Origin of the sequence: Rhodococcus sp. CX (assembly GCF_015865005.1) — a bacterium.
Lineage (GTDB): Bacteria > Actinomycetota > Actinomycetes > Mycobacteriales > Mycobacteriaceae > Rhodococcus.
In genome coordinates this window covers 1-11,480 of record NZ_JADZGH010000157.1, presented here as the reverse complement: position 1 = coordinate 11,480, position 11,480 = coordinate 1, and the positions used below count along the sequence as shown (strand labels likewise).

The window sequence follows — 11,480 nt, the reverse complement described above, 5'->3', positions numbered from 1 at the left end:
GTCCACCGGCCGGTGCGGCGGCCGGAGCCGCTGCCGGGGCGGGAGCCGCGGCGGCCGCGGGGGCCGCCTCCGCTGCCGGAGCAGCGGGCTCGTCGTCCTCGACCGGGGCCGGATCGACGTCGGTCGAGTACACGATCGACGCCTCACGCTCGATGTTGAGCACCTCGACGGGCTCACCGAAGCGGCCGGGCAGCTTCAGGGTCTGCGACGCCAGGTTCGCGACGGTCGGGGCGGCACCGAGGCCGACCTCGACGAACCGCTCGACACCGAGGCCACCGTCCTCCTCGGGGGCGAACAGCAGGTCCTGCGTCTCGATCCAGCGGACCGGCGACGCGAACTGCCACGCAAGGAGCTCGGCGAGCACGACGCGGGTCAGCTCGACCGGCTTCGCGGCCCAGGCGTCGAAGTCCGCGAGGACCTCGGCGAGGGGCTCGGAGGGAACCAGATCGGCGATCTCCTGGATGAACTCGCGGCCCAGGTTGAACGGCTTGGGCACGAGGTTCGGGATGTAGCGGCCGATGAGGATGTTCGGGTCGATCTGCTCCGGGAGCAGGTGCAGCAGACGCTCGCGGAAGTCGTCCACGCCGCCGCGCAGGACGGTCGAGTGGAACGGCACGTCGATACCGGGGACCAGGATGAACGCGCGCTTGCCGCCGAACTCGGCGACCTTGCGCTCGATCACGGACTCCAGGGCCTCGAGACCCGCGACCGTGCCCGCGATGGCGTACTGGGAGCCGCGCAGGTTCAGGTTCACGATCTCCAGGAACTCGCCGGCCTCCGCGGCGACACCCGCCACGAAGTCCTGCAGGTCCTCGTCGGCGACACCGAACTGCGACGGCCGGATCGCGGCCATGCGGTAGTTCGAGCGGCCGTGCTCGTCACGCGGGACGAGGGCGTGCATCGCCGAGCCGCGCTGGAACACGACCTCGAGCACCGCCTCGAGCGGCAGCACACCGGCGACCGCGGCGAGCGCGTTGTACTCACCGACCGAGTGGCCCGCGAGGAACGAGCCCTCGACGAACGCGCCGGCCTCGCGGAGTTCGGCGATCTGCGCGACACCGAGGGTCGCCATGGCGACCTGGGTGAACTGCGTCAGGTGCAGCACGCCGTCCGGGTGCTTGTGGGTGACGCCGCGGGCCTTGAGCACGGTCGGGTTGTCGCGCACGACGGCCAGGATCGAGAAGCCCAGCGCCTTGCGGGTGTGCTTGTCGGCGCGGTCCCAGATCTCGCGGGCGGCCTTGCTGCGGGCGCGGGCGTCGAGGCCCATGCCGGGACGCTGGATGCCCTGGCCGGGGAACGCGTAGACGGTCTTCGGGGCGGCGGTGCGGCCGGTCGCGACCATCACCAGGTCGCCGTCGACGCGGCAGCCGACCTCGATGATCTCGGCGCCCTTGTCGGTGCCGACGCGGTCGACGCGCACGTCGATCTGCGCGCCCGGACGGACCATGCCGAGGAACCGGGCGGTCCAGGCGGTCAGGCGGCGGACCGGCAGCTTCGCGTCGGCCTCGATCGCGGTCACGACCTGCTGGGCGGCGGCCGACAGCCACATGCCGTGCACGATCGGCGAGCCCAGGCCGGCGAGCAGCGCGGCGTTGTCCGAGGTGTGGATCGGGTTGTGGTCGCCCGAGACGCGAGCGAACGCGCTCATGTCGGTCGGGGCGACGATCACGGCATCGCGGCGGCGGCGACGCGGGGTGTCCGCGGCGTCCTCCGACAGCGATCCACCGGCGCGGACCGGGTCGGCGAGTTCGACGGTGCCGGTGCGGCCGCGGATCGCGAACCGCTCGATCAGCTGCGCGACGACGTTGTCGCCGGAGCCGTCACCGTTGTCGGCTGCGATGTCGACACGCACCTCGACGACACGACCGAGGTCGGTGTCGGCGACGTCGGTGACCTGCGCCTTGACACCGAGGATCGCGGGATCGGTCGGCAGACCGTTCTTGACGTCGATGGCGTGGTCGAGGTGGACCAGATCGAGCATGCCCTCGATGACCGAGAGGTTGTCGTCGGTCTTGGACGCGCCGAGCGCGGCGAAAACCGCGGGCCAGCACGCACCGACGAGCACGTCGGGCACACCGTTCGGGCCGGTGGTCAGGTTGGCGGGCAGGCCGGCGCCGGTGACACCGGCGTGGTCGGCGATCTTCTCGGGCAGCCAGCCGAGGGTGATGCGGGCGGCGCCCTTCTTCACAGCGGGCAGTTCCTGCCCGGCGGCGACACCGAGCAGCGCGGACATCGACGCGGCGGCGTCCTCCTCGGTGACGACCGGCGCACCGCCGGTGCGGACGGAGGCCGGGACGGTGATGCGGATCTCGACGGCCTTGTCGCGCAGCAGCGGCACGCGCAGGCCGACGTGCTCGTCGTCGAGGACGCTCAGGGTCGCACCGGTCGGGGCGTGAACGGCGGCGCCGTCGGCCTCGACGGTCCACTCGGCGACATCACCGAGACGGTGGACCGGGTTGAGGGTCTGGCGCCCGGCCCACGCGACGTCCGGAGCGGACAACACGGCGTCGAGCAGCCCGGCGGCGCGGTCCTGGTGACGACGCGCGACGACCTGCACCGGCTCGGCGCCGGCGGCGAGCAGCTCGTCGACGGTGGCCTTCTCGAAGCGGTCGAGCAGCTCACCGACGGGCTCGTCGGCGCGGGTGATGCCCGCGACGGCGACGGTGCCCGGGATGACGCAGACCTGGTCGGCGGTGTAGCGCGGGTCGTGCGCCTGCCACAGCGAGTCGGACCGCCACCAGCGACGCACGTCCTGGTCGACGACCGGCACGAAGTTCACCGGCTTGCCCGGGGTGCGGCACAGGGAGATGAAGAACGGCACGTCCGCCGGGTGCAGCACGACGTCACCGGCGTCCGGGTACTGCCCGGTCAGCGCCTTGAGCGCCGCGTAGGGCCGCTCGAGTACGGCGTCGTCGTCGAACAGCGTCGGGATCGGGCCGCGGTCGACCGGATGCAGGCGGGCCTCGGCACGCTGCAGCATCTCGCGGAAACGCTCACGCCACGACACGTCCAGCCACGGGCTGGTGTGGGCCTCGGCGACGGCGTCGCCCAGGTCGGTGCCGCAGTCGAACTCGCACGCGGAATCGGTGCCGACCGCGAGCTCCAGGTAGCGGGTGAGCCACTGCAGGTAGGTCATCTCGGCGACGTCACCGAAGTACGGCTTCGCGGTGACGTCCAGCGCGGCGATGATCTCGTCGCGGCGGGCGGCGACGGCGTCGGCGTCACCGGCGACCTCGTCGAGCAGGCGGCCGGTACGCGATGCGGCGTTGTCGATCTCGTGGATGTCGGCGCCGAGCTGGCTGCGGCCCGAGGCCATACCGCCGGACGCGGTGCCCGCACCGACCCAGTCGGGGGTGCCGGGGGTGTCGACGAGCAGCTGCTTGACCTCGGGAGCGGTGGTCGCCTCGAGGGTCGCCATCGCGGCGGTGCCGACGAGGATGCCGTCGAGCGGCATCGCCGGGAAGCCGTACTCGGTGGACCAGCGGCCGGTCAGGTAGTCGGCGGCCCGCTCCGGGGTGCCGATGCCACCGCCGACGCACAGCACCAGGTTCGGGCGGGTGCGCAGCTCGGCGTAGGTGTCGAGCAGCAGGTCGTCGAGGTCCTCCCACGAGTGGTGACCACCGGCGCGGCCGCCCTCGATGTGGACGATGACCGGGTAGTCGGGGACCTCGTTCGCGATGCGGATCACCGAGCGGATCTGCGCGACGGTGCCCGGCTTGAACGCGACGTGGCTGATGCCGGCCTCGGTGAGCTCCTCGATGATCGAGACCGCTTCCTCGAGCTCCGGGATACCGGCGGTGACGACGACGCCGTCGAACGGCGCGCCCGCAGCGCGGGCCTTCGGCACGAGACGCTTGCCGCCCACGTGGAGCTTCCACAGGTACGGGTCGAGGAACATCGAGTTGAACTGCACGGCGCGACCCGGCTCGAGCAGCTCCTTCAGCTCCTCGACGTGGTCGGCGAAGATCTGCTCGGTGACCTGGCCACCACCGGCGAGCTCGGCCCAGTGGCCGGCGTTCGCGGCGGCAGCGACGATCTTCGGATCCACCGTCGTCGGGGTCATGCCCGCGAGCAGGATCGGCGAACGGCCGGTCAGGCGGGTGAACGCGGTCTCGACACCGAGGCGGCCGTCGGGCAGAGCGACAGGCTTGGGCGCGAACTCGGTCCACGCGCGCGGCACCTCGGGCTCGGCGCCCGGGGTGAGCAGGTTGCGCTGGCCACCGCGGGTTGCGGCGGCGATGATGCCGACGCCCTGGCCGCGCAGACCGGCGGAGGTCATGCGGGTGAGGAGCTCACCGGGGCCGAGGTCGAGGATCCACGAGGCACCGGAGGCGACGGCACCGTCGACGAGGTCGACCCAGTCGACCGGGTCGACGAGGATCGCCTGAGCGAGGGAACGGGCGAGCTCGACGTCGAGGTCGCAGCGCGACGCCCAGTCGGCGACCTGCTCGACCGCGTCCGCGAGGGCCGGGTGATGGAAGCCGACCTCGGCGGAAACCGGCTCGAAGGTCGGGTCGAACACGGCACCGCCGCGCTTCTTCGACTCGCGCTCGCGGGTCTCCGCGGCGGAGATCTCCTCGCAGCGCTGCTGGACGCGTGCGAGCGCGGCCGGCGGACCGGACAGCACGACGCGACGGCGGCCGTTGCGGATCGCCACGACAGCGCTGCGCTCGGGGTCCTGGCCCTCGAACACGTCGGCGACGATGGCGCGCAGACGCTCGGGATCGACACCCGCGACGGCAAGCATCGGGAAACGCTCGGCACCGGAGATGAGGCCGCGGCGGCGGCCGACGAGGGTCGCGGCAGCACCGATGAGCTGCGCGATCGCGAGGATCTCGGCGTCCTTGCGGCCACCGGCAGCGACGGCCTCGACCGACAGCACACCCTGGGAGTGGCCGATCGCGGCGGTCGGCGCGTGCGCGGACACGTCGAGACCCTGGTTGGCCAGGGCGCGCAGGGCGGCGACCTGGGTGAGGAACACGCCGGGGAGGGACACCGCGGCGGAAGTCAGTGTGGCGGCGGACGGGCCCGCGGCCGGCTGCTCGTCCTCGTCAGCGACGTCCTGCTCGAGGATCCATGCGACGGGGTCGAAACCGGCGGGGCGCACGACCACCAGGTCGTGGGCGACCGGAGCGAGGGCTGCTGCGGCGGCGTTGACCAGGTCCGTCAGGACCGGCTCGAGGCCGTTGTCACGGCTGAGTTCGTCGAGCGAGCTGAGCCAGGGAGCACCCTGACCACCGAACGCGAGAGCGTAGGGCTCACCGGCGAGAATCTTGTCGACCAGTGCGCCGGACCGCGAAGTGGTGACCCCCCGTTCGTTTGTGCGTCGTGATGCCTTCGAGTTCCGTCCGTTGTCGGCTGGTGTGGTCTCGTCGATCGTCACGCGTGTTGTTCCTCTCCTGAACACCCCTGCGGTCGAGGCGTGAATCCTTTGGAAGCACTCGCCGTCGTTGGCGTGTTGCATGGGCTCTCATCTGCTCTTACGTGCGTGGCCCAGATTGACACAGAATCATGAGGAATTCCTCATGTTTTGTTTCGCGAAGAGTGTCGCGCGGTGCCCTGACCAGTGATTTGTCTCACAGTAACGGCGAAGGTAACCCGCGAGTAGGTGTCGTCCGCGCTGGCTGGGCCGGTGCGAGGACGTCCACGAACCCGAGGAAACCCTCACGTTTATTGTTATCTAATCGTTACTATCTTGACGAGCGAGCGGCGGCGTGCTCGAGCAGCGAAACTTGTCGGACCCGAGCGTTACCTTCACTTCGTTCGAACACACTTTCGATTCGAGGGGCGCAATGGTGAGACCGGTCAAGTACACGAAAGAGATGCTCGAGGAGGCCGTTCGGTTGTCAGCCAACCTCTCCGCTGCGATACGACTGATGGGCGGAAGACCCGACGGCGGCACGCACGCGCACATCTCCAGAAGGGTCAAACGACTCGGAATCGACACCTCGCACTTCACCGGAGAGAACCCGCAGAAAGGTCGTCCCCCGAAGAATCGCCTCCGCTGGGACGAGATTCTGACGCTCAAACCCGTCGCTTCGAACCGCCAGGCTCCGAAGCGGTTACGGAGGGCTCTCATCGAGTCGGGACGACCCCACAAGTGCGAGGGGTGCGGAATCGGACCGGTGTGGTGCGACGAGCCGTTGGTATTTCACGTCGATCACATCGACGGAAACCACTTCGACTCCCGACCGCACAACGTGCGATTCCTGTGCCCCAACTGCCACAGCCAGACCCCCACGTGGGCGGGACGACGCAGGTTCAGCTTCGAATCGGAGCAGTCGGGTTCGTGACGTATTGTGTCCGTGGCGCGCGAGTGGCGGAATGGCAGACGCTCCAGGCTTAGAACCTGGTGCCCTTGAGGGCGTGGGGGTTCGAGTCCCCCCTCGCGCACACGTAGCAGTACCGTGAACTGCGGAAACGAGGTCACGAACTCCCGGGTTCGTGACCTCGTTTCGTTCACAACTGTCGAATACCGCCTCGCGCGGGTTTCCGACTCATCGCCCACCGGAAACCCAGCGTGACCTGGCGCACGGCAACCGACCGGTCTTGGCAGGTCGGCGCCCCATTCGGGTACCGTCGATGTCGTGTCCGAAACTCGTCGTCCGCCCCGCCGGGTCGCGCTGATCGTCCTGGTCGTCGTCGCGGCGACCGGATGCCTCGCTCTCGGGTACTGGCAGTGGACCCGTTTCGAGGCAGTCGGCGGTACCGCCCAGAACCTGGGATACGCCTTCCAGTGGCCGGCGTTCGCGTTCTTCTGCGTCTACGCGTACCGACGGTTCGTGCGCCTCGAAGCCGAGGAGTCGGAGGCCGAGCAGACCGGGGATCCGCGGCCGTCCGCATCGTCCGAGCCCACCGAGATTCCGGAACACCTGCTGCCCCCGCGGCCCGGCCGGAATCTCGAACCGGCCGACGACGCCGACCTCGACGACCCCGAGGCCCGGCAGACACTGGAGTACAACGAATACCTCGCGCAGCTCGCGCGCAGGTCCGGAAGGAGCGGTCAGTGAGCACCACCCCCGAGAAGACCGGCACAGCGCCGCGGACCCTCAGCGACGCCGACCGGAAGAAGATCTCCTCGGCGCTCCTGCGATACCGCGTCCTCGCCTACGCCACCGGCATCTGGCTGCTGGTGCTGGTCGGCGAGATGATCGCCAAGTACGTCATCGGCATCGAGAACGTCCCGTCGTGGATCGCGATCGTGCACGGCTGGGTGTACGCCGTGTACCTGGTGCTCACGTTCGACCTGTCGATCAAGGTCCGCTGGCCGCTGACCCGGACGATCGGAACGCTCATCGCCGGCACCATCCCGTTCCTGTCGTTCTTCGTCGAGCACAAGCGCACCCGGCAGGTGAAGGCCGACTTCGGGGTCTGACACCCGCCCCTGCGGCACCCGACCTGTGACACGCGAACCTTGGGACCCCGCGGCGGCGGGAGTCCTGCGCCTGCCGTCGGGCCGGCTCGTCCGGGGCCGCGGCCTGCGCCATCCGTTGCCCGACGGTCCGCTCCCGACGTTCGCGGTATACCTGCAGCGTCGCGATCCCCCGCCGACACCGTGGCCGTCACGCTGGGTGCGATGGCCCGATTTCCGCCTCCCGACCGACCGCGTCGACGCCGCGGCCGCGATCCACGAGGCATGGGAACGCGCCGCCGGCGAAGGGGTGGAGATCGCGTGTTCCGGCGGACTCGGACGCACCGGCACCGTCCTCGCCTGCCTCGCCGTCCTCGACGGCGTGCCACGCGACGAAGCGGTCACGTTCGTCCGCCAGCACTACTCGCCGCGCGCCGTCGAAACACCTTGGCAGCGAAGGTATGTCACTCGCTTCCGCTAGACGTTCAGCTTGCCGACGGTAGGCTCCGCGGCACCGAACTTCAGGCTCAGTTCGCGCCGCGCGGCGCGATCCCCCACCCGCTCGAGGAATCGCCGGCCCGCCGGGGTGCGGTTGATCAGCGTCGACTTGACGACGTTCCCCGCGATGACGGGCGCGACGGCCAGCGGCGGAACGGAGGGCAACCCCAGATCACGCAGGCCCTCGGCGCCGAGGAAGAAGCGGAGCATGCTCAGCAGGCGCAGTCGCTCGTAGTGTCCACGCAGTGTCGGGAACCGGCGGTAGTTCAGATCTCGCTGGCCGTCGACGAGGGCGCGGGACAGATCGGCACCGGCGGGCGTGACGTCGTCCTGCACGAGCACGACGTGGTAGTTGAAACGGTGCTGTTGACGTTCGCTGTCGAACAGCCACTCCTCGTCGATGCCCATGAGCCAGCCCACGTACTTCCACAGGTGCATGACCGCGCGGGATTCGTCGCGCGAAACCCGGTAGCCGAGGGCGCGGACGCCGAGCAGCAGTGTGCCGTTGAACAGTCCGAGGGTTGCGGCCTGGTCGGTCTGGTTGATGGGCAGGCCCCAGCGCTGGACGTCCCAGCGGCCGTTGGTCTCGAATCGGTGATTGACCAAGGCGTGCATGGCACGCACGTGCACGGTCAATTTGAATCCTTCACCGCCACGGCGCATCCCGCCCGGCTCGCCGACCGCGGTGCCCCACTTCTGGGTTTCGCCGAGTCGTCGCATTGCGGTGGAGCCGGTCAGACCTCCGGTCGCGACCAGCAGGTCCGGCGGGCCACCGAAGCGGTAGCCGCCGATCAGCGAGAGCTGGAGCAGCACGTCGTTGCGGCTGCGGCCCATGCGGCGGAACGCCCGCGCGCCCTTCTCGAGCAGGTCGAAGTCGACCCAGTCGGGCACCGTGTCGACGACGGCGAAGAACTCGCGCAGCGCCTCGGGAGCGTCGGCGACGCTGTCGATTCCGTGTTCGAGGGCCTGGTGGAACTGCCGCATGGTGACGCGCTGCGGGTCGGTGCGGTCGCGGCGCATCGCGTGCACGAGGGACGCCCCGAGCTCGTCGCGCGCGAACATGCGCCGGCCGATCCGATCGAGCAGTTCCTCGTCGACGGTGTCGACCTTGGCGAAGTGCTTCAGGGGCCGGCCGATGCGCTCGTTGCGCGGGCGGATTCCGGCGAACCGCGCAGGGTACGGACCGGCTTCGGCGTCCGTCGACAGCTCCCGTGTCATCATGCGGGTCATGTTCACACGAGCGTTTACTCGCGTTCAATTCGCATTTCGGGGGCACCTGTGACGACACCCGACCGCCGGCAGATGCGGCGTACACCGCGACAGGACCGCTCCCGTGCGATGGTCGAGCGCATCGTCGACGCGGGCCGGGCAGTTCTGCTGGAACACGGCTACGAAGGCGCGTCGACGAACCGGATCGCCGCCCACGCGCGCATCAGTCCGGGGTCGCTGTACCAGTACTTCCCGAACAAGGACGCGATCGTCGCGGAGGTCGTCGATCGGTGGACGACGGAACTGCATGCTCGCATTTCGCGCGTGTTCACGACGGCACTGGAGGGACCCACCTGGTCGTCGTCGGTACGGGCCACGATGCTCGAACTGCTCGACGCGCTCGGCGAGAACCCGCGGTTGCTGCGGGTGATGATCGAACAACTCCCCCGCACCTCGGGCAGTCGCCTATCGGAGTTCGAGCAGCGCATCGAGACCCTGTTCGCGGTGTGGCTGCGTTCCAACCGCGCGCATCGCTCGGGCCGGCCTCTCGACACGATCGCGTGGATGCTGGTGCGGACCGTCGAGAACGTCGCGATCGCGTACGTCCTGGAGCAGCCCGACATCGATCGCGAGACGGTCGCGGACGAGATGACCGCGATGGTGACGACCTACGTGCAGACGGTGCTGCAGGGCGGCTCCGCCGCCCGTGTGCAGTAGTGGCGGCTCCGACCGCCAGAAAGGCACACCGGGGGTTTCATCCCTCCCCTCCTCGGGTACTTGCCCGAAATATCGGATTACACCGAGGGGAACATTCGTGAAGATCGGTCCGGCAGACCAAACCCTGGAGCCTCGTCGAGAATCACCAGGTCAGGTGCGGCGGGCCATCGGCGCGTCCGCGATGGGCAATTTCACCGAGTGGTTCGACTACGGCGTCTACGCCTACACCGCCACCTACATCGCCGACTCGTTCTTTCCCGGCGACCTCGAGTCCGCCACACTGCTCACGCTGGGTGTCTTCGCCGTCTCGTTCCTCGTGCGACCGCTCGGCGGCTTCGTGTGGGGCCCGCTCGGAGACCGGCTGGGCCGGAGGCAGATCCTCGCCCTCACCATCCTGCTGATGGGTAGTGCGACGGTGCTGCTCGGCGCCGTGCCCTCGTACACGTCGATCGGGTTCTGGTCGCCGGTGCTGCTCGTCCTGCTCCGCATGATCCAGGGCTTCTCGACCGGCGGCGAATACGGCGGCGCGGCGACTTTCATGGCCGAGTACTCCCCCGACCGCAAGCGCGGCTTCTACGGCAGCTTCCTCGAGTTCGGCACGCTGGGCGGATTCTCGGTCGGCGCGATCCTCGTGCTGATGGTCGACCTGCTCTCGACGGACGCGTTCATGGCGACGTGGGGCTGGCGGCTGCCGTTCTTCGTCGCCGGTCCGCTCGCGTTGGTCGGTCTGTATCTGCGTTCCAAGCTCGACGAGACCCCGGTGTTCCGGGAACTCGAGGCGGCGCACGAGGAGGAGAGCAGCGTCGGTGCCGAGTTCAAGGACCTCATCGCCAGGTATTGGCGACCGATCGTCAAGCTCATGGGCCTGGTCATCGCCCTGAACGTGTGCAACTACACGCTGCTGAGTTACATGCCGACCTATCTGGAGAACCGGATCGGGCTGACGAGCACGGCGTCGCTGGTCCTGGTGGTGATCGGCCAGCTCGCGATGATGGCGGTGATCCCGTTCTCGGGCGCGTTGTCGGACCGGGTCGGCCGCAAACCGCTGTGGGCGGTCTCGATGGGTGGCCTGCTGGTTCTCGCGATCCCGATGTATCTGCTGATGTCGGTGAACTTCGGCTGGGCGATCGTCGCGTTCACCACCCTCGGCCTGTTGTACGTCCTGCAGTTGTCGACCATTTCGGCGACGTTCCCCGCGATGTTCCCCACGCACGTGCGGTTCGCCGGATTCGCGATCTCCTACAACGTCGCGACGTCGCTGTTCGGCGGGACCGCCCCCGCGATCAACGAGTGGCTGGTCGAGCGGACCGGCAACGATCTCGTGCCCGCCTTCTACATGATGGGTGCGTGTGCGGTCGGCCTGGTCGCACTGTGCTTCGTGGCCGAGACGGCGGGCGCGTCGCTGCGCGGACGCGGCATCCCGGGCATCGACACCCCGGCGCATCCCACCGCCCTGGCGCAGACCTGACGAACCGGAAGCCGCTCCCCGCCCGCACATTCGGGCAGGGAGCGGCCACGTTCGGTCCCGGGCTCAGCCCCTGGTCAATGCCTCGAGCGCCGGCACCAGCAGCGCGAGGGCGCGCCCGCGATGCGACGCCGCGTCCTTCTCCTCCGCGCTGAGTTCGGCGGAGGTGCGTTCCTCACCTTCCGGCCGGAACACCGGGTCGTATCCGAAGCCGTTGGTGCCGGCGCTCGAGGCATTGAC

8 protein-coding genes and 1 tRNA gene are annotated in these 11,480 nt (G+C 69.3%); 6 read left to right on the top strand and 3 right to left on the bottom strand.

What is annotated here, in order from left to right:
• A partial coding sequence (locus I0Q12_RS16490) for a fatty acid synthase subunit beta domain-containing protein (protein ID WP_197252929.1) occupies nt 1–5,383 on the bottom strand: 5,383 nt, incomplete at its 3' end.
• Nucleotides 5,384–6,310: 927 nt separating this feature from the next.
• Here I0Q12_RS16490 and I0Q12_RS16485 point away from each other — a divergent pair.
• The 4 genes from I0Q12_RS16485 (at nt 6,311) to I0Q12_RS16470 (ending at nt 7,832) form a co-directional block, all read left to right on the top strand.
• Nucleotides 6,311–6,393 (top strand) — tRNA-Leu (locus I0Q12_RS16485).
• A 194-nt stretch (nt 6,394–6,587) separates the two neighbouring features.
• Nucleotides 6,588–7,010 (top strand): transcriptional regulator, encoded by a 423-nt coding sequence (locus tag I0Q12_RS16480; RefSeq protein WP_197252928.1) that lies wholly within the window; start codon nt 6,588–6,590, stop codon nt 7,008–7,010.
• Entirely contained in the window at nt 7,007–7,375 is a 369-nt protein-coding gene (locus tag I0Q12_RS16475; RefSeq protein ID WP_197252927.1) for a DUF3817 domain-containing protein, read from the top strand. The genes I0Q12_RS16480 and I0Q12_RS16475 overlap by 4 nt, the downstream gene beginning before the upstream one ends.
• 25 nt (nt 7,376–7,400) lie before the next feature.
• On the top strand, nt 7,401–7,832 hold the full coding sequence (locus I0Q12_RS16470) for a protein-tyrosine phosphatase family protein (RefSeq protein ID WP_197252926.1): 432 nt from the start codon (nt 7,401–7,403) through the stop codon (nt 7,830–7,832).
• Here I0Q12_RS16470 and I0Q12_RS16465 read toward each other — a convergent pair.
• Nucleotides 7,829–9,070 carry an oxygenase MpaB family protein gene (locus tag I0Q12_RS16465; RefSeq protein ID WP_197252925.1) on the bottom strand — a complete coding sequence of 414 codons (1,242 nt, stop codon included), beginning with the start codon at nt 9,068–9,070 and terminating at the stop codon, nt 7,829–7,831. The two genes, I0Q12_RS16470 and I0Q12_RS16465, sit on opposite strands and share 4 nt — an antisense overlap.
• 117 nt (nt 9,071–9,187) lie before the next feature.
• Between I0Q12_RS16465 and I0Q12_RS16460 the strand changes: the two genes are divergently transcribed.
• A complete protein-coding gene (locus I0Q12_RS16460) occupies nt 9,188–9,775 on the top strand; it encodes a TetR/AcrR family transcriptional regulator (RefSeq protein ID WP_197252924.1) in 588 nt (195 codons plus the stop codon).
• A 181-nt stretch (nt 9,776–9,956) separates the two neighbouring features.
• The gene (locus I0Q12_RS16455; RefSeq protein ID WP_231610816.1) at nt 9,957–11,243 is read left to right on the top strand and encodes an MFS transporter; all 1,287 of its coding nucleotides are present in this window, start codon (nt 9,957–9,959) and stop codon (nt 11,241–11,243) included.
• Nucleotides 11,244–11,306: 63 nt separating this feature from the next.
• On the opposite strand, the gene I0Q12_RS16450 is transcribed toward I0Q12_RS16455, so the two are convergent.
• A partial coding sequence (locus I0Q12_RS16450) for a non-canonical purine NTP pyrophosphatase (protein WP_307846287.1) occupies nt 11,307–11,480 on the bottom strand: 174 nt, incomplete at its 5' end.

What these genes read in the sequence shown, in the direction of transcription:
- I0Q12_RS16465 (WP_197252925.1), bottom strand. Translation starts at nt 9,070, where the DNA reads ATGATGACACGGGAGCTGTCGACGGACGCCGAAGCCGGTCCGTACCCT.
- I0Q12_RS16460 (WP_197252924.1), top strand. Translation starts at nt 9,188, where the DNA reads ATGGTCGAGCGCATCGTCGACGCGGGCCGGGCAGTTCTGCTGGAACAC.
- I0Q12_RS16455 (WP_231610816.1), top strand. Translation starts at nt 9,957, where the DNA reads ATGGGCAATTTCACCGAGTGGTTCGACTACGGCGTCTACGCCTACACC.